General features: G+C 39.0%; 16 protein-coding genes. 12 read left to right on the top strand and 4 right to left on the bottom strand.

Going from position 1 to position 20,073, the window contains the following annotated elements; genetic code table 11:
* Positions 1-65 precede the first annotated feature (65 nt).
* From HYU07_01125 to HYU07_01090, 8 genes are all read left to right on the top strand, one after another.
* A complete protein-coding gene (locus tag HYU07_01125) occupies positions 66-218 on the top strand; it encodes a hypothetical protein (GenBank protein MBI2128817.1) in 153 nt (50 codons plus the stop codon).
* A complete protein-coding gene (locus HYU07_01120; protein MBI2128816.1) occupies positions 215-3,613 on the top strand; it encodes a hypothetical protein in 3,399 nt (1,132 codons plus the stop codon). The genes HYU07_01125 and HYU07_01120 overlap by 4 nt, the downstream gene beginning before the upstream one ends.
* Before the next feature lie 37 nt (positions 3,614-3,650).
* A complete protein-coding gene (locus HYU07_01115; GenBank protein MBI2128815.1) occupies positions 3,651-6,146 on the top strand; it encodes a hypothetical protein in 2,496 nt (831 codons plus the stop codon).
* Between the two features lie 11 nt (positions 6,147-6,157).
* On the top strand, positions 6,158-6,781 hold the full coding sequence (locus tag HYU07_01110; GenBank protein ID MBI2128814.1) for a hypothetical protein: 624 nt from the start codon (positions 6,158-6,160) through the stop codon (positions 6,779-6,781).
* A 15-nt stretch (positions 6,782-6,796) separates the two neighbouring features.
* Positions 6,797-7,606 (top strand): hypothetical protein, encoded by an 810-nt coding sequence (locus HYU07_01105; protein MBI2128813.1) that lies wholly within the window; start codon positions 6,797-6,799, stop codon positions 7,604-7,606.
* On the top strand, positions 7,600-9,828 hold the full coding sequence (locus HYU07_01100; GenBank protein MBI2128812.1) for a hypothetical protein: 2,229 nt from the start codon (positions 7,600-7,602) through the stop codon (positions 9,826-9,828). The genes HYU07_01105 and HYU07_01100 overlap by 7 nt, the downstream gene beginning before the upstream one ends.
* 126 nt (positions 9,829-9,954) lie before the next feature.
* Positions 9,955-10,134, top strand: a complete 180-nt coding sequence (locus HYU07_01095; GenBank protein MBI2128811.1) for a hypothetical protein — start codon at positions 9,955-9,957, stop codon at positions 10,132-10,134.
* Between the two features lies 1 nt (position 10,135).
* Positions 10,136-10,561 carry a hypothetical protein gene (locus HYU07_01090; GenBank protein MBI2128810.1) on the top strand — a complete coding sequence of 142 codons (426 nt, stop codon included), beginning with the start codon at positions 10,136-10,138 and terminating at the stop codon, positions 10,559-10,561.
* Between the two features lie 140 nt (positions 10,562-10,701).
* Here HYU07_01090 and HYU07_01085 read toward each other — a convergent pair whose 3' ends face one another.
* Positions 10,702-11,643 (bottom strand): hypothetical protein, encoded by a 942-nt coding sequence (locus HYU07_01085; protein ID MBI2128809.1) that lies wholly within the window; start codon positions 11,641-11,643, stop codon positions 10,702-10,704.
* Between the two features lie 94 nt (positions 11,644-11,737).
* Here HYU07_01085 and HYU07_01080 point away from each other — a divergent pair, with 94 nt between their 5' ends.
* Positions 11,738-12,295: a DUF4202 family protein gene (locus HYU07_01080; GenBank protein ID MBI2128808.1), complete on the top strand. Its 558-nt coding sequence runs from the start codon at positions 11,738-11,740 to the stop codon at positions 12,293-12,295.
* A 52-nt stretch (positions 12,296-12,347) separates the two neighbouring features.
* Here HYU07_01080 and HYU07_01075 read toward each other — a convergent pair whose 3' ends face one another.
* On the bottom strand, positions 12,348-12,500 hold the full coding sequence (locus HYU07_01075; protein MBI2128807.1) for a hypothetical protein: 153 nt from the start codon (positions 12,498-12,500) through the stop codon (positions 12,348-12,350).
* Positions 12,501-12,604: 104 nt separating this feature from the next.
* Between HYU07_01075 and HYU07_01070 the strand changes: the two genes are divergently transcribed.
* Positions 12,605-14,890, top strand: a complete 2,286-nt coding sequence (locus HYU07_01070) for a HEAT repeat domain-containing protein (GenBank protein MBI2128806.1) — start codon at positions 12,605-12,607, stop codon at positions 14,888-14,890.
* 12 nt (positions 14,891-14,902) lie between these two features.
* Here HYU07_01070 and HYU07_01065 read toward each other — a convergent pair whose 3' ends face one another.
* The gene (locus HYU07_01065) at positions 14,903-16,339 is read right to left on the bottom strand and encodes a B12-binding domain-containing radical SAM protein (GenBank protein ID MBI2128805.1); all 1,437 of its coding nucleotides are present in this window, start codon (positions 16,337-16,339) and stop codon (positions 14,903-14,905) included.
* 76 nt (positions 16,340-16,415) lie between these two features.
* Between HYU07_01065 and HYU07_01060 the strand changes: the two genes are divergently transcribed.
* Both HYU07_01060 and HYU07_01055 read left to right on the top strand, forming a co-directional pair.
* Entirely contained in the window at positions 16,416-17,300 is an 885-nt protein-coding gene (locus HYU07_01060; protein MBI2128804.1) for an NAD(P)H-binding protein, read from the top strand.
* Between the two features lie 311 nt (positions 17,301-17,611).
* On the top strand, positions 17,612-18,091 hold the full coding sequence (locus HYU07_01055) for a hypothetical protein (protein ID MBI2128803.1): 480 nt from the start codon (positions 17,612-17,614) through the stop codon (positions 18,089-18,091).
* Between the two features lie 21 nt (positions 18,092-18,112).
* Here the strand turns inward: HYU07_01055 and HYU07_01050 are convergent.
* The coding region (locus tag HYU07_01050) for a ribonuclease H-like domain-containing protein (GenBank protein MBI2128802.1) at positions 18,113-20,073 on the bottom strand (1,961 nt) is incomplete at its 5' end.

Here is a 20,073-nt window from a genome sequence, read left to right as displayed (position 1 = left end):
TAAAATAGTTAAAAATAGTAAAATACCATAAAATAAAGTTTAAAATAGTAAAATATAGCTAAACTATGACAACTGAGCAAGAGCCGTTGAGCTTTATAAAAAGAGTAGCCAAATCCGGGAGAGGATTTCTTATCTGGATTCCTAAAGATGTTTCTGATTATATTTCGCTTAAGGAAGATGATACTGTGGAGATAAAGATAAGGAAGCTGAAAAAATGATTAACAAAAAATATGTCAAAAACTACATAGTTTTCATAGCAAGCCTTCTGATCTTCCTTATTCTCACCCTTCCGTTCTACACCGCAAATGTATTTGCAACCGGAATAGCTGTAAATTCAATTTACGGCAGCAATGGAGTTCAGGGCTATAGGAAAGCAACAGACTCGACAAATGTTGATGTTGATGCGCAGATTGACGGCGACAGCTCCATAGTCCCATCTCAGGTTACATTCGGAGTTGGCGATGTTTTCAGCAGCTGCAGAAACATGGGGGCTTCTTTCAACTGCTCTTATCGATCTACGAGTTTTACAGTAGATGCCAAAAGCTACAGCTATACAATTCATTTATATAATGACACTGGAACCGAAGTTATAACTGCTGCAACAACAATAACTATTGACAATATTGCGCCAACAGCAGCTGTTGATGTCCTGCAGAACGGAACAAATGCAAATTCAAACATCAGCATAACTTATTCTGCTGCCGATACAGCATGCGCAGATTCAAGCTGCACAGGAAAATGCTCCGGGATAAAGGAGATAAAGCTGTACAAGTATGATGCAGCAAATCTTATTGAAACAATCCCAATTAACACGAAAGAGTGCAGCAATGGAGCAGCAATCTCAAGATCAGCATCCTTGTTTAATTATGGCAATGGATCAACTCAGGCATGTGTTGTTGCTTATGACAATATTGGCCAGGCATCTTCTCTCATTTGCGATGGATTTATAGTTGACAGCTCTGCTCCTGCAATAAGCTCTTTGCAGATACTAAGCAATGGAAAAGCTGTAACTTATGTCGGCAAAAATGGCATAACAGCAGATGTTTCAGTGCAGATAACTGACAGTGGAACTGGATTAAATGCCAATAGTGTAAGAGCAGGCTTTTCACAGCTTAATCCAAGCTATGCATCAATTGTTTATGCAGCTGCAACAACAGGCGGAGGCTGCGCTTTATCTTCTGGAATTAATTATTGCACATGGAAGAGCATAAATATAAATGCAACATCTGGAGTTTCAATAAATTTTTATGCTGATGACAATAGCGGCAACAACGGAAGCGCAGCATTGGCTTATTCTTTTTCAGCAGACACTTCATCTCCTCAAGTTACTTATATTGGGACTAATCACAGTTATGGCAATATAAGTTATGCATCTGGCCTGCACAAAGAAACAGTTAAAGCAACAATAACAGAAAGCGGCTCTGGCCTGGAAAAAGAAAATGTAAAGCTGAATTTCCAGGATATTGGCGGAGCGACTTCTGTTGCTGCAACAAACTGCTCATCATCCTCTTCAACGTATACTTGCGCATGGGATGATATTGATTTTTCAGCTGCTGATGATTCAGCGGAGAAGAAGCTCTGGGTTGACAGCATAAAAGACAATACCGGAACTAGCGCAGAGGGCATAACCTATGGCAAAGTAAAGATTGATAAAACTGCTCCTGTTATTTCAAATGTTTACAATATAAGCTCATCCGGAATCTGCGCAACAAGCAATGATGCGCTTGCATTTTATGCAGCTGTTTCGGATAATTCAGGCATTGCGCCTTCTTTTACAGTCAATGCCTCTCCAATAAGCTCATTAGGCGATGTAATTGGAAGCTGCGTTAATATAAGCAGCAGCACATGGAACTGCTCTGCAATCATTCAAAGCCTGTACTCAACTGCAATTGAAACAACTGTAAATGTTTATGCAAAAGATTTTGCCGGCAATGATGCTTCAGCAGCTGCACATGTTACAATATGCCAGCTTACAGATACAACTTCTCCTCCTGAATTAGTCAGCTCTTCTGTTGGAGCTTTAATTCCATCTGTTGGCATAGACAGAAGAATTGTTTCGCAGACTTATGCAACTGTATTTGTTCCTGTTACATTAACATTGCAGCAGAATGCCGAGATCATTTCAATGGACGTGGATGCTGGAAACTGCACTTCTGACTATCTTGGCGCAGCTCCTTATGTAATGAATGAGTTCTCCACAGAGCCTTATGTTGTGTTTAAGATCTCAGGCGATCTGAGCGATGTTGATTCTCCAATAAGCATAGACTGCAAACTGAATCTTAACATGAGGAACGGCAATCTGATCTATGCACAGCCTGAAGTTGAAAGCTTTTCAGTTTCGATCCCCTTGTATAATAATGCGCTTGGAACAGTTGATGAGAGCGTGCAGGATAAGGTTGACAGCATCAACAGTGAAATCAGCGATCTGGAAAAAGACATCAGCAAATGGGAGACATGGACTAAGTGGCTCGGGATCATATATGGCATTGCAGGAATGCTGCAGAGAATTGATCAGTTATTGCAGGCGATTAAATCAATTGTGTGGGGGATTTTGGCTGCTCTTTGGTGGGCTCTTGAATGGTGTGGACCGTGTTTGGTGTCCCTCGCCAAAGTTTGGATGGCCGTCTGCACACCCATTAGTGTTTATCATGGGTTCATACAAGTCATATGGCCAACTGGCTTTAGTTTTGTTAACCCTTTTGCCATGACATTCAAAATAATAGGAATGCTCTACACTTGCAAATTGTGCGACTTCGGCACATGGTCGAATATCGGATTACAAGCAGCATTGGGAGCTGTACGTGATAAGACGACCGACTTAAGTTATGAGGACACTGAACAGTATAAAGCGGTGTCTGACTTGTTGGAAAAGGGTCCTTATGGTGACCTTAAATTTGACTTCGATAAACCTATTAGCGTGACTAGTAGTGCGGGTGGTGAAGCGAGCTTAAATATGCCTAATAATGATGCAAAAGTATTACAGCAGGATACTTCTAATGCAATGGCGGCTGTAGCCGATATATCAAAAATAACAGGCAGAGGAGTTGCGAGTAGTACAACAGAGAAATTGAAGGCATGGGGGGAAGCAGGCGATAGTGCTAGAATCGACTACCCTATTGAAACAGACCAATGGCTTTTCGATCCATACAAAAGCATTCATTATGCTCAGGCTTGCTTGTGCATGCCAGGCTATGTCTACAATCTTAAGAAAGACAGGCAGATCAAGTGCATGTACAGAAGCTGCATTGAGGATGCTGCTGCGCAAGGATTGCCAACAACAAACTGCGAATTGGCGTATTCAGAAAGAGAATGTTTGTATGTTGAAAGCGCGTCATACAAACTGCATGGAATTGCAGGAGAATTTTTCAAGAACTTGCTGGATTTGATATGGAACAATCTGCCATACATGATTTTAGGCATTGCGCATTTCCTAGCGTGCCGTGGGATTGAGTTCAAATGCAATCCTGTAGTACCAACTGATGCTGATAGTGTATTGTGTGGCATAAGCGGCGTTGCCTTGGCAATATTAGACTGGGAGGATATATCGGACTCGCCTTTCAATTTCAATGACTATAATCCAGACCTTGGAGGGACGGATTATTGCAGCAGTTAATAATAAGCATCAACCAAAATAAAAAACAAAAAAGAAAATGAAAAAAACAATCCTTGCAGCATTGGCCGTGATTCTTTTATTAATTGCAATGCCCATGACATTCTCCACTTACGAGATTCCAAACTGGTATGCTGTTGAGGGCTGGGAGGTTGAAACATGCTCCAAATGGGGCGGAACAGCTGAGGCTCAGACAGGCTCAGCAACATCAGAAATTTACTTGTCGCAGCTGACAGTAGCATTGCAGGCGGAAAAAACAGCATTTCCTGACAACACGACTTTATATGAAGTTTCTTACTACATCCAGCCAATGACGAACAATGTGGAATTTTCTGTGTGGCTTAAAAACACACTAACAGGAGATAAAAATAACATAACGCAAACAGCAAGTGCATCTCCGCTAACAGGTGCATCAGGTTTTAATGCATTTTATTCAAATATTAGTTATGATGTTATCCAGCTTGGCTATATTGAATCTCCAGATTCACTAATGCAGATAATAAACGTTTCAATTATATCAACACAACCTCCAATCACTCCACAAATATGCACAGATTCTGATGGTGGAAAGAATTATTATACGTTTGGGAATGCTACAGGAGTTGATTACACCGGCGGGGTGAATACAATAAACGATGGATGTATTATCGGAGGGCTTAATGATGGCTGGCTAAGAGAAGCAGTTTGTGAAGGCAATGTCGCTACATGGTCTGATTATAATTGTTCAAATGGCTGCTCTAACGGCGCTTGCATAAATGCAACTCCAACATTAACATGTTCAGATGGTACTTCATATTCTCAATGTTCATCTACACAACCAACATATTGTGAAAATGGAAATTTAATCAACAAATGCTCAAGCTGCAGTTGTCCTTCTGGTCAGAGCTGTCAAGCAGACGAAAGCTGCATAAGTCCTACTCAAACCTGCACAGATGGGACTTCATATAATCAGTGTTCTGTGACAAAGCCTTTATTTTGCAATAATGGAAATCTGGCTAATAAATGCTCTATTTGCGTATGTCCATCTGGCCAAACTTGTCAAAATGATGAAAGTTGTGTTGGAGCTGATACTGAGCCACCAGCAATTACAGACATACAAATAAGTTCTGCTTCAGGATTGGCTGGTACGATATTTACAATAACAGCTAAAGTGGCTGATTCATCAGGGGTTAGTTTAGTAAATGCTTATATTCAAAACCCAGATGAAACAAATATCGCTACTGTCAGCCTCTACGATGATGGAACTCATGGAGAGGGTACAGCTAATGATGGCATATATGGAAATATTTGGGACTCAACAGGCGCAGCAGAGGTACAATATTATATTGATATAACTGCGCAGGACAAGGCAAGCAACAATGCAGAGGCGGATAATGCAGCCAGCGTTAATGTTCTAGCCGCCAGTCTCTGCAAAACAGTAGTTGAAAATGGCGACCATGAAAGCAAGATAGATGTTGTTTTTCTAGCGAATGGCTATTCGGAAGAGCAACTTTTGACCTTTGCATCAACGGATGTACCATCTAACTCGGAAACAATTCTTTTCTATGAGCCTTTTAGCCAGAATAGACAAAAGTTCAATATTTACTATGTGGATAAAGCCTATGATACATCTTGCTATGATTTTGGGAATGCGGACTGTGAGAATGACGCATTTGAATTAGCTTCTCTGTGCCCGTTTTATGACCAAATTATAGTTCTGACAAATTATCCTCATAGATCCTGGGCACAGTATAGCGGGTTAGCAATATCGCAAGCAGATGGCCCAAAAACTACAACCCATGAATTTGGGCATTCATTTGGCGGCTTGGCTGATGAATATAGCGAAGAGGGAAGAGCATCTGCCAAAGATCGCCCGAACTGCGATATTGCAGGCTGCCCCAAGTGGTGCGATGGTGCAGGCGCCAATTGCATAGCAGGAGCAGGCTGCTATAAGGGGTGCACTATTTACGAGGATTATAGGTCTTCAGAGAACAGCCTAATGAACAGCGAATATACTGCTAATGAATTTAATGTTGTTTCAATCAATCACATGAACAAAATATTTAAGTGCTGCTATCCCTCAAGCCAGGAAGAATATGCCTCAGTTGATTGTGCAGGATGGAATGTTGATAATTCTCTACGCTATAGCGGTTGTCTTCCAATCGAGCAGACCTATCTCTTCGAATTAGAAGATTTGTCCGAAGTCGGTTTTGATATAACAACAAATGCGGGTCAAGCAGGCGGGATAACGACAATGAATGACCAGGAGATTTACTATTACTATACTTTTACTCCAGAGGTTAGCATCGATGTGAGACATGGGGAGTTGGCAAAGGACGGCTATGAATACGAGGTATCCCGCTGGAATTCAAAGTATATAATGGGCAGAGATGAATATGGTGATAATTCTCTTAGAGTAAACTATGAATCTGGCGTCTCATATAGGGGTGAATTATATATTCTAAAATCCCAGACTTATATACACTTCTATTATTCAGGAACGGATGAGGAGAAAATAAAGAAATTGGCTGAAATTGGTGTAGTGAGAGTGCAATAAAAGGTGAAAAAATGGAAACTAAAACAAAGGCATTGATGATTTTTCTAATGCTTGTCTTATTACAGCTTGGCATAGTTCTTGCATTGCCTGCGAGTGCAAGCGATAGATACTATGAGCTGAAGTTGCATTACGACAAGGGGAAACTCTCGCTTAATGGCGTTTCTGTAAGGCCAGGCGGATTCAGTGCAATCGAGCCCGGAATCGGCTATAAGGCAGAACTTCTTTCTTTTGAAGGCAAACCATTATCTGTAATTCGGTTTGAGATTCCGCTGGAAATTGTAAGTGATGAAGTGGACTTGAATACCAGCGAAATTATAAGCGGCACAATCACGCGCGAAATTGTTGATTTTATTGTAAGAATGAAATATGCAACCAATGGCAAAGTCGTCAATATATATAATCCAAAAAATGAAAGGGAGCTTTCAATTGATGTTGGCTATTTCGCCAAGGTTTGCGGCGATGGAACATGCCAGGCGCATGAGCGCTATGAAAGCTGCCCACAAGACTGTAAGGACGTTTTAAAACCAGAGTTAGAAAAGAAAAAGTTTAATTGGTACCTTGTTGCATTGATTATTTTAGGAATAATTATTGCCATATTTTTAATATATAAATTAATGCATAGACAAAGAAGATAACGAATATGAGGAAAAATGCTAAAAAAATTAAAAAAGAGATTTGAGAAGACTGTTTTTGCAGAGAGCTTTAAAAATCCAAAAACATTATTCTATAACATTCTGATCGATATAGCCCTGATCATAGTCATACTTTTGCTTTTGAAGCTCCTCTCTGTTGTTTTAAGCAATGAGCTCTCTTTATCAGGCATCATAAACCCTACGCTTGAAAAAATCCTTTCTTATGCTTCAGGCATGAACAAGGACGTTTCCTTCACAGACTTAGATCTGTTTAATATACAATTTATTGTAAAGTTATTTTTTAAGGCGCTGGCAACATCGTTTTTATTTTTCATAATTCTTGTGCTTGCAGTTTCAGCATTCAAATCTATTCAGTGGAGCAAGATATTAAAGCAAAAACTAAACAGGGCATTTTTTATAAAATTTTTATCATTAGACTTAATCTGGCATCTGCTTTGGCTGGTTCTGATCATTATTACAGCATTCATATTCAAGATCATGATTTCAGCGTATTTGATTATCATTGAACTTCTTTTATTCTTGTATTTCACAGCAATACTTCATTCAATTTTCAGCAAAGATAAAAAGATATTTGGAATGATGAAAGAAGCTGTTAAGATTGGCATTTCAAAATTTTATTATTTCCTTTTGCCTTTAGCAATTATAATTATCCTCCCCATAATTTTATTGAATCTTTTCAGCTTTTTATATTCAACCAGCAGATGGAATTTCCTGATCATTATTGCAATTTTAATCATCCTGTTTTATCTCTCATGGAGCAGAATATACTTTTCACTAATCGCAAGAAAGGCGGCATTAAAATGCTGAACAAAAAAGCCCAGATCACAGCATTTATAATAGTCGGGCTCATATTAGTTATTGCAGCAGGAGTTTTAATCTATATCATATCCACGCAGGCTAAAGCCCCATCTCAAGTTCAGGCTGAGAGGGTAATTGAAAAAGTCCCTGTTGAGATGCAGCCAATAAAAGAATATGTTGAAGCATGCATTGACAAGACCGCAGCAGAAGCATTAACCAAGCTGGGGCAGCATGGCGGCTATATTGACCCATCTGATTCAACTTTAAGCGGCGTAGCTCTTGACTTGGATAAGTCGATGTCTGATCCAACAAGCTCAGATGCTGTCAGCTTGTCACCCAATTCCCTAAACCCGGTTCCATACTGGTGGTATTTGGCAACTGATAATAAATGCGTTAACTGCACTGTTTCGTCACTTGCGCCTTCTCTGGATAATGTAGCTTTGCAGTTGAGCAACTACATCAACAGGAATTTAAACTCCTGCCTGCAGGATTTCGATGTCTTCAAAAAACAAGGCTTTAGCTTTAATTTAAAAAGCATGAAAACAGAGACAACAATAGCAAGAGACAATCTTGTTGTTTATGTGGAGTATCCGATGGAGATTGCAAAAGACAACATAACAAGGCAGGTAAAGCAGTTCCAGACTAAAATGGATATTGACCTCAGAAAGATATTTACAATTGCAGCTTCTCTGGCAATAAATGAGGCGAATAACCAGAGCCTTGAAAATATTTTAAAGATTTTAATAAGCTCGTATTCGGGAGCTGACTTCAACAAGCTGCCTCCAATATTTTGGAGAGATGATAAATCCTACACAATAACTTGGGATTTCAGCTCGGTAAAAAATAAAATCCAGCAGTATGTTTTGCCATATGCAAACCTGATCAGGGTGAACGGGACAGCAAATGCAACATTGATAACGAGCCCTGGCGAACAGGGCCTTTACAATGCGCTCTTGCTCGATGCATTCAAACAAAAATACCCGAACATCAGCGTTGATTATTCATATTTAAACTGGAACTATTATTTTGACATTAATCCGCAGCCATTAAAGCCCGTAGTGGACAAGCAAAGCTTTCCAATTACAGGCACAACGCAGACAAATACTTATGAATTTTTCTATGACATTTCCTATCCCGTTGTTGTCACGATATTTGACAAAAATGCTCTAAGAAACAAAGGATACAGGTTTATGTTTGCATTGGAAGGCAATTTAAGGGACAACAAGGATTTATTGGAATGGCATCTTGGCAAGGGCACAATTGGAATTTACGATTATAATCTGGTTGAATATGGCATAAAAGCAGATAAAAGCTCAACTTATGAAGTATTTGACCAAAGCACAAATACAACGCGCACTGTAACAGCACGTAACGTGACGAGAACATTGTTTTGCAATGAAAATCAAAGAATAAGCGGCGAGGTAAAAATAATTGCTTATAACAGTTCATCGTACAAGACATTAGAAGGCGTTTCTATAACATTTGGCTGCGGAACTTATTCAGCATGCCCGTTTGATTCAACGCAGCGCAATCTGACAACGAATAAATCCTCTTGGGCAAGAAAATTACCAGTATGTGATGGCGGCTACTTATTGTTGGAGAAAGATGGCTTTATACCGAAAGCAGTTTTACTGACAACCCTCCCGAATAAAGGGGCCAACATAACAGTTGAAATGGATGAATTCAAATCCTTCAATGTAGAAGTCAAGAAAAAGCTCATAGATGCAACTGGAATCGGCCAGGCTCAATCGCTCAGCTCAGATGAGCTTCTGATCCTGAATATAAACAAGGTAAAGCAGGATGTCTTTGACCAGGAATTACAACAAGTTGTGATAGTTGATTACAGCAATGCAACAGTTACAACAGACACGCAGCAGATAAGGCTTGTTCCGGGAAAATATGAAGTTACAGCAACATATCTTGACAAAAAAGGTTTTATCATACCTAAAGACTGCAAGCACATCTGTGAAGGCTGGCATTGTTGGATAGTTGATGAATATGTGCCAGACAGGGATATCAATGTAACGCCTGCTCCATTAGGGGGATTGTACATCAACAATAACACAGGCAGCTGGTATATTGGATCATGGAATCTCTACAACAAGGAAAACCTTGAAATGTACATCATAACAGTTCCAAAGCCGCCATGTGTTGATGAAATGGAGGTATTGGGCAAGATAGAAGAATATTCAAAGACATACAGATCAGCTATTGAGCCGAAGTTTTCTTAACGTAATGTGCTTAAAAACCATAACATTTAAATATTCATACATATTATCACATAAAATAAATAAGTACACTAGGAGGGAAACATGGTAAATGTAACATTATCGGTGCCGCTGGAATTGAAGCAGAAAATGGACTTATTTGCAGAAATAAACTGGAGTGCTGTTGCCAGAGAGGCCTTTGATGAAAAAATCAATGATTTGGAGTTTATTAAAAAGTTTAAAGCAAAAAGCACAATTACAGAAGAAGATGCCCTGAAATGGGGCGGGGAACTTAATAGAAATCTTGCAAAGAGAAGGCACCCCAACTAAGATGGATTTAGTAATTGATGCAAACATCTTATTTTCTGTTTTGATTAAGAAAGGAAAAACAGAAGAGATTATATTTGAAGAAGATTTGCATCTTTTTGCACCTGAGTTCATATTTGAAGAATTCGATAAGTATAAAGAAGCAATATCTGAGAAAACTGAGAGAACAAATGAAGATTTCGATGAATTGATGGATATACTGAAAAAGAAAATAAAGACAGTTCCGAATGAGGAAACAGCAAAATATATCACTGAAGCCGAAAAGATCAGCCCAGATAAAAATGTCAGAATTTTCCATCCAGTCTTTGACTGGTGGCAGAAAGCCAACCTTTTTTGTATGTGGAAAATTCTGAGCATGCTCAAAAACCACCTCCACCTGATGCGATGGAACGTAACTACATGCCACCCATCTATGATGGGTGGTTTTTGACAAGATGCAGATTATTTTGCTTTGGCTTTAAAATTAAAATGCCCTATTTGAAGCAAAGATAAAATGTTAAAAGAAAAACAAATGAAAGTAATCATTTATTCTACCGAAGATCTTGTTAAAATGTTCGGCTCTCTCGAATCTTAACCGCCCTCAATCATCGTTTTTATCTCGTCCTTTGTTTTTCCTTCAGCAACTGCATTTCTTATTGTGTTCAGAACATTATTATAAGAAGGAGTCAGCTCGTCGTTCAATGTTGTTGCAATCTGCTCATTAGTTTTGCCTTCGTTAACATAATCTATGATCCTGTCAAGCTTGCTTTTAGAAGCAGTTATTGTTATATTATACATCTCCGCAACCTCGCTTGTCCTGTTTTCTGCGATAAGCTGCTGCGTCAGCTCCAGCTTCTTCAAAGTTTCACAGCTGTTTTTATAATAAGAATCAGTTATATCGCCGCACATGCTGTAGTCGCCTATTAAAATAAATGTAACATAGCAGGAATCCTTTGAAAACACTTTAGCTATTTTTCTGCAATAAACGCTGCTGTTGGCTGTTTCAGCAACTGCTTTATAGCAGTCATCAATGTCCCTTGAATCCTCTAATTTTATGCAGTTGTCTGCAGCATCATCAGGGCTTCTTTTTGCCATCTCTTTTATTTTCTCGATTGTAATGCCTGGTGTTGGCTTGGGTGTCGGCGTTGCTGGCGGCTGTGTTGTCGGAGTGGTTGTAGGCAATGTAGTTGGCTTAGTTGGAGGAATTATCGGGGTAGTTGTCTGCGTTGTTGTGGTTGGCTGAGTTGTCGGTATAGTTGGCTGCGTTGGCGGAATATAGCCAGGCTGCTCGGAAATAGGCTTTTTTTCAAGCGTTGTTATTAAAAAATAGGCTGCAAGCCCGATTACAATAAGAACAGATATTATGATCAGCAGCGGCATGAAATTCGCCTTTCTGCTGGCTGCCTGGTCAATCGCCTCGTTTACAGAATTTATATTATAGCCGTAATTAAGAAGGTAGCTTTTAACCTGATCTGCTGTGTACCCTCTTTTCAGCTGCTCTTTTATGTATTTTACAAGCTTTGCATCAGCCATTGGTTTTATTTTAGTGTTTGGATATTTAAACGTTTTTGTTTAAACCGGTTTTTATACCAATAACTATTTATACAAATTGATTATTTTAATTAGCATGCTGGACAAAGTAATGAGCTACGTAAATAAGTCATTCGAGCAATGTGTTACTAGTAAGAGTGTTAAGCATTTTGAGAATGCTGTTTATTGGGTTAAAAAACTAAAGCCTGATGCTGATGAAGCAGTTCTTATAGCTGCGTATTCGCATGACATTCAAAGAGCATTTAGAAAAACCAATACATCGGAAACTTTCAAGATCCTGGATTTTAATAATCCTGCTTTGTTGGAAGAGCACCAAGAAGAAGGAGCTAGATTAATTTCTGATTTTCTTAAAAAAGAGGGTTATGATGAAAAAAATATCCAAAGAGTTTATAATATGGTGAGGCACCATGAAGAGGGCGGGGATGAAGAATCCAATTTAATCAAGGATGCAGATAGTATAAGTTATTTTGAAACTAATTCGTTTCGCCACATTAAGCATGATGCTCCAATTCTTGGAAAAGAAAAAGTTAGAGGTAAAATAGAGTGGATGTATAACAGAATAAGCTCTAAGAAGGCAAGAAAAATTGCAGAGCCCATGTATAAAAAGGCATTAAAATTACTAGAATCATGCTAATTAATTATTGCCCACCCTAAATCATGATGATTCCTTAGCCTAAAACAAATATTTATTTTAAAATAAACCCGCATTTAAGGCACACATGGGCTTTCTTAACTTCAACATATTCTGTATTTATTCCGTACTCTATCTTAACCATGCACTTCGGGCACTTCGGCTCTAGATGCTCCACGCTATTAAAGAAATTGAATTCCAGCCCCATCAATTTAACTCTGTAGTAAAATACATATATAAAACTTTCGGAAAACAGCTTATTCAAAACAATACTTTTTTAAACGTGCCTTCATTTTCCAAGGAAGAAGTATGATGAATAAAAATTTACTTGAAGAGCTGGCAAAGTCTCATTTTGAGCAAAAAAGCCAGGATCATCTTCTTAAAACAGTTTATTCTAAAATTAATGATGAAAACCTGTTTGAATTTTTTACTATTGACAACCTTCTTGTGCAAAAGGGCGTGGCAAGAAAAATAAACGAGCAGATACAAAACCAGCAATTTATTGAAAAGATAATTGCTGGCCTTTCTGGAGAACCAGAAATAAGGCAAAAGATACTTACTGCTCTTTCTTACGCAAATAACCCGAAAAATGGTGTTTTGCTCCCACATATTAAAAATAATTTAGAGCATGAAGATGCAGAGGTGAGAAAAGCAGCAACAAAGGCCATATCTTATAAATACCCCGATCATGTAGCTGAAGTTCTCCCCCTATTAAAGACACCAGACGCCCAGCAAATTGCTAAAACCCTTTGCTATTCGAGAAACACAGAGCTCATTTGGCCATTATTAGATTTTTATGGCTTTCCTGAAAAAACAATTATTCCATCTTGGATTGGATTTTTGCTTAATCCCGTGTGGCTTGCGCAGAACTATGGTAAAAATCCTGAAGCTGTATCAGAGCTCATATTTAGATTCGGTTACTCTACTTGCGATGTTTATCCGGAAGCACTAGACTTGCTCAATAACGGTTTTATGTTTGTATCGCAGGAAATGGCAAAATCGCCAAAGCCTGAAATATGGAAGATAAAGCTTAATGAAATTTTAAGGCAGCTCTTGCCAGATTCTTTTGAAATGCAAAGTAGGGCTTCGATAAATCTTGAAGACCCTATTGATCTTTCCATCTTCACAGCAGCGGTAAGAGAAAGCGATATCATAAACCTTGAGGTGAAGAAGGAGCAAGATCCATTTGATTACCGTACAAAAGAACTTTTAACAGGGGTTGTTGTTTCACATGCTCCTTATGGGTATTTCAAGAACTTTATAATCAACAAGGGCATGGAGCTCGGAAATGAATTAAATGTGAAAAAGAAGGATTTGGGCTCTTTTTTAGTCGAGTATGCGAAAGTAATGCTTCAATTTAATTTTGAAGAGGCTTTTGCTGAAGAAGATATTATATTGCGCTCAAAATGGCTTGCCCTCTCAAAGCTGCCTGAAGCCTCTGCTAAATCCTATTCTCTACACCCCAAATCATGGCCAATAAAAGACGAAGACAAAGATAATTTTCCTTTAGCAAGATTTGCAGTTATCAAAGAATTTGAATTGCCAAAGCAGGACAAAAGGCTGTCAGTTGGTGCAAAGGGCGCGGTAAATCTTGCGTACTACCTTGGCATAAGCGGATTGGAAGACAGACTTGCTGAGATTGAAGCCCTTTATTCAAAATTTCTTCTGCCTGTTGGCTGCGAAATTCAAGTTCCGAAGCCCAAGCCGGAGATAAACACGAGTTTTGCCTGGAAACAGGCTTTGCGTTATTTCGGAATTAATTCTCCAAGAAGGCCAGAGTACATGGAAACAGTAGAAGCAGCTTTCAGGCCATCAAAAACATTCCATAGTCAAATCCTGGGAATTGCATTCCTGTATAAAATGGGGCTCTTTAACACAGAACAGGACATGGCATATCATATATCCATACAAGGCGAACTTGGAGAGGATGTAAGATATATTGTATTTCCTCACCGGATTATCACTAAATCAAGAATAAAAATAGAAGAAAAGAACCTAAGGCTTAAAAGAATGGCGCGCCTGATGAGCAAGGGCTACGTAAACCTCAATAATGATGCAGAGCCTTGTTGTCCTTCGGAGGAAAAACCAGAATATAGAACAGAGATGCGCGTTTATAGCTGCTGCACAGATAATGTTGATGGAAAAATAAAATTAAGGACATCTTTTATTGACAATATTATTGATACCCAGATTCTTTCATCAGCGCTTAAATCAGAATTGCCTGAATTTCAGGAACTATGGAGATCATATAAAGAGGAAATAGAAAAGTATGCTGAAAGCCTGCCGCATGAATTTTCAGAATTGCTCCATTCTAACTGGTACGAATCAACCGGCGACCCAAGAGACGGCAAGCTTGTGGGTTTGCTGCCCATAATACAAAAAAAAGAGGAGGTTTCTGCAATTATATCTGAAAAAAATATGTCTGAGGAGCTTGAAAAGAATTTTAATCAAATACTGGGCAAATACACAAGACGAGCGCATCAAATGTTTCTGAATTCATTTGGCGTAAATTACGATTTTTCATCTTTTCTTATCAGCGATTATGGTATACCATACTTATTGCCAAAAGATTTATTGAATGCATCAGAAAGCCAATGAATTTAGAAGCCGCTATAAGGAATGCTTTGGCATGATGTTTAATTTGCTCCCTTCATAAGCAGTTTTAATGCGCTTCAGGTAATCCAAATAAGACTTGTTCAGATTGAGCCATCTGCTTATTATCACCTTGCCAAGCAGAGTTGTATCCCAGTTTTTTGGAGCATATGTTTTCAATCCTCCAATGGCAGAAGAAAAGCGGTTTATTGTTTTGTCATAAAACAAATTTAATGCGCCTTTCAGTAGCTTTGTTGATGTGTAAAACTTTTTGTAAGAGTCAATTATTCCCTGCTGCAATTCCAGGGGAGAGAGCAGTTTGGGCCTGAAAACAACATGCATTCCGTCGTAATATTCCCATACCCTGTGCAGCAGCCTTTTTTGCGCTGCAAGCATATTGTAAACAGGAGTGCCTGGCAGCGGCGTAAGGATCGAGTATTGGACAGAGTCTATGTCCTGGGCATTTGAAAAGTCATTTGTAGCGTTGAATATGGACTTATCATCCTTGTCAGAGCCAAGCACAAACATGCCATGAATCTTTATTCCATATTCGTGAAACCTTTTAATTGCGAGCACAATGTCATCCAAGGATTGATTTTTTTTATATCCATCTAATGTCCTTTGATTGACTGATTCAAACCCGATAAAAACCCTGTCGCACCCCGCGTCTGCCATTTTTTTAAGCAGCCTATTGTCCTGCGCAGCATCGCATCTTACCTGAGCTGACCATTTAATTCCGAGGTTCTCTTTTGCAATGCTGTTAAAAATTTCATAAGACCTTTGCCTGTCTGCGCAAAGATTGTCATCATAAAAGAATGCGGTTTTTGTTTTGATGTTTCTGAATTCTTTGATGACCTGCTCGGCGCTGTTCGTCCTGTACTTTCTGCCGAACAGGGCAGTCACAGAGCAAAAATTGCATCCAAATGGGCATCCTCTTGACGTCATTATGGGGGTCATGCCCATTCCCTGATAATTTTTAAGGACTGTGAAATCCGGCATTGGCAAGCTGCTTAAATCGCTTAACTGGCTGGAATGAATGAATTTTTCTGATGAACCATTTTTGATCAAATCAAGTATTGCATTCTCGCCTTCCCCGATAACAACATTATCAGCATATTTGGCAGCTTCTTCTTTCATGAATGACGCATGTATGCCGCCTATTATTACTTTTCTCTCTGGATTTAGCGCTTTGAAATCCTTTGCAATCTCATAGCCTCTGCTGATTGTTGATGTTAATCCGGTAATGCATAAAATATCAGCATCAAGCTCGTGCATGGCTACATCTCTCCCAAGAAGATTCTCATTGTGAACTCTTGCATCATAGCCTTCATTCTTAAGCATTGTTGCAAGGTATATCGGGCCGAGCAATGGAAGCGTCATCTGGCTCGAGAACACATTTGCAGCTGACCCGCGGGGCTCTACAAATATTATTTTTTTGCTTTTTGTTTTTTCCATCTTTTTTTATTAAAGAGGTAACTGTATATAAACTTAACTTAGAAAAATTTAAATTAAGCTCAAATAATCTTATGTCATGAACATCCTTATAGCAGGCGCAACAGGCTTTCTTGGAGGCGAACTATTGAAACATCTGTCTAAAACAAAGCACAGCATAAGATGCCTTGTAAGAAAAAAGAATGCTCGTTTGCAGGCAAAATGCGATATTGCTGTCGGAGATCTGCTTGATTTGGATTCATTGTATGCCGCAGCAAAAAACATAGATGTTGTTTACTGCCTTGTCCACACAATGGGCATTCAAAAAAACAAGGGAAATTTGCTCTCAACAGAAAAAACAGCTGCTATTAACCTTGTCAAGGCATGCAGAAAGAACAATGTAAAGAGAATAATCTACATTAGCGGCTTGATGGCTGCGGAGAATGCAGAATCTGGCCATTTGAAAGGAAGGTGGATTTTTGAAAACGAAATCATAAACAACAGCATTCAATACACAATTTTCAGGGCAGGCATGATAATTGGCATGAAAAGCCTTCCGTTCAGAACATTGTATTTGACTGCAAAATATTTTCCAATTATTTTTCTCCCAAAATGGGCAGAAACAAAAATGGAGCCAGTTGCCTTAGATGATGTTTTATTTTACCTAATCGATTCATTAAAAAACAAAAAAACAGCAAATAAAATCATTGAGATCGGTGTAGGGAAAGAATACGGTTATGAAGAGATTTTAAGAAAAATAGAAAACACTATGAACAAGAAAAGGCTGCATATCTTATTGCCGTTTTACTTAATAACATCGACTGCAGTTTACATCTCTCTTCTGACAAAAACTCCGTACAAAGAAACCATAGAGCTTGCAAAGAGCCTGAAGATAGATATGTGCTGCAGGGAAAGAAAGATCAAAGAGATTTTTAAGAGAAAGCCTTTGGATTTGGAAAGTGCAATAAGGAAAGTTTTCAGTTAAGCTTAAATAGCCGTTCATATTACTTTCTCTAAATGGCAGAAGTAGACTTTTACAATCTACTGAAAAAATCTTGGAATGAATATAGAGATAATTTCAAACTTGCATCTTTGATATATTTGCTGTTATACATCATTCCTACAGCGATGTTTTACTCGCTAATATTTTTGTCTCCATATTTTAAATCTGGCGAGCCTGCCAAATCCGTATTTTTTGCGGTGTTGTTTATAATTTTATATGTAGCATATCTTGCGGTTATTCTGCTTAATACAACTGCCTTTTATTATCTTTTTATTTATAACAAAAAGGGAAGAATGAGCTTTAATGATGCTGTAAAAGGCGGAATGAAATATTATTTGCGATTTTTGGGATTGGCACTTGTCAAAGGCCTGGCTTTGTTAGCGCTGTTTATCCTTTTTGTCATACCTGGAATTATTTTTTCAGTCTACTGGGCATTCTCGTCTATTGCCCTTGTTGGCGAGAACAAAGCAATTATAGAGTCTATGAAGAAAAGCAAGGAAGTGGTTAAAGGAAAGTGGTGGAGTGTGTTTGGTTATCTGCTTTTGTTCTTTTTGCTGATTTCTGTAATCTCTTCAGTAGTTATGGTGGTTGGCCTTATTTTAGGCGTATTGCTGACGCTGATTATAGCATACACTGCAGGCGGCAATATTCTTGTGAGCGCAATGTATGCTGCTAATATTATATATATGGTTTTGATAATGCTGGTCAATGCGGTGGCGTGGCCAATGAGCATATTGTTTGCGAAGAATTTTTATATGGAATTGAAAAAATAATAGAAGAATAAGTAAATCAACTCAATTAAAAAACCTGTCCAATTTATGCTGCTCCTTGCTTTCAAAGAAATCCTCTTTTCTGTATCCTAAAACTTCAAAGATCTTCTCAACAGAGGGAACAACCTGGTTTTTGATGTAATACTCGGGATCATAACCCTCCTCTGTCACTTCCTCGGGCAGCCTTGCCCTCTCGCTTATTGATTCCTTTTGCGTTCCATCTTTGCTTTTCGCAACAACAAACTTTATCATTGAGCCTGCTCCTACGGGAATGCCTTTCTGCTCCATTCTTTTTGCAACAGCAACATGCGGGCCAACTGAATCGTACCCTTTAATTTCCTTCTGCATCTGTGTATAAATGACAACCTTGTAAAGAGGAACTTTCCTCGCTTTTAAATCAGCTATAACGTCCTGCACATAACTGAATGCCTTCTCCCTGTTATTCTCTTTCAAAATAATATTGAGGACATTCTCCTGAGTTTCCTTTGCAACAACACTCCAGTTCCTCCTGACTGTTTCAAATCCTTTTATCTTTATTTTACCGTCTTCAGGCAATAATGCATATTTCTTCTTGGCACCATACCCTGTCATCTTTGCAGAAACAAAAATTCCAGCAGGATAATATCCTTCATACTCAAGCTCCATCAAACCCGGAAGATCAACATTTATCCTTTCTGAAAATTGTTCAGCATCATTCTTTGTTTTCCCAGCCAGTGTCAAAAACACGGAATCCGTATCAGAGTAGACAACATTGAAGCCGTCTTTTTTTGCTTTATCTATGACTTTATGAATGTAATACCGGCCCCACGCCGTCACAGACTGAGCGCATTCAATGTTGTACCAGCGGGCTCCGAAAAATCCCAGATAGCCGTAAAATGCATTGCTCAGCACTTTTAATGCCTCAGACCTGGCATCAAGCAGGACATGCCTGCCTTTGTTTTTTATCATCTCTTTGATTCTCATTCTTCTTGTTATCAGGTCTTCCATTATTGACGGAATAAATCCTTTCCTGTTCTTGCAGAACCAGTGTTTTTTCTCATTCCCTTCTGTCGGAGTTGGCTCGGCTTCTCCCTCGCAGCAGTCGCAGTCCATCATTCCGGGGTCAATATTGTGGCTGCTTATTATTGTCGGATAAAGGCTGCGGTAATCAAAAACAACAATGTCCCTGTACAGCCCCGGAGTCGGCTCGTAAACAAAGCCGCCTTTATAGCTGTGAGTTCTCCTCTCCATAATATTGTCGTGAGTTGGCTTGTTCATTATTATTTCGTTGAAATTCCTGCTCTGCTTCATCAGATAAGCTTCAACCAAAAGAGAAAAAGGCATCCTTTCAACATCAAAAATAGGAAAGCCTGTTATTTTGACAAGCTCAATAAGATTCGGGAGCACCTTTTCGCATATGCTGTAAGTTAAAAAAGAATCCCTTAAGTTGTATTTGCAGAATTCCTCGAGCTTTTCATGATCCCTGTCCCATGCCTCGGCAAGCTTGTCAAGCTCAACATCCTTTTTTCCCTCTCCGAGCAGCTCGCTTGCAACAGAGTCAAGGTCATAATAATCGGTTTCCATTGCCCTTCCGATAACCTTCAGCACAAATTTAAAAATATCAAGATGAACCAGCCCGGTTATCTGCGCCAGTGTTTTTCTTCCGGCTGTTATCCTGATTCCTGAATGATCAAGGCCGAGGTCAAGCTTTATTTTGTATTTCCTTGCCCTTGCCTCAAGATAAGGCAGGTCAAACCCGTCAGAATAATAGCCCACTAAAAGCTCCGGCTTGTGCCTCTCAATGGTGTCCCTGAAGCGCTCGATCAGCTCAAGCTCGCTGTCAACAAATTCAATGTATTTTTCCTCTGTCCTGAATCTCCTCCATGTTATAACTTTCTGAAAATCCTTTCCGTAAAAGCTCACCATGATTATCGGATTCTTTTCCATATCGATATTCTTGCCGTATGGATTGTATGTTTCAATGTCAAATGCCAGAATTTTGAAAT

It is taken from the genome of Candidatus Woesearchaeota archaeon (assembly GCA_016180285.1).
In the GTDB taxonomy this organism is placed as follows: domain Archaea; phylum Nanobdellota; class Nanobdellia; order Woesearchaeales; family JACPBO01; genus JACPBO01.
Note: the sequence above shows the minus strand (reverse complement) of the source record. Positions and strands in the feature narration are given on the sequence as shown.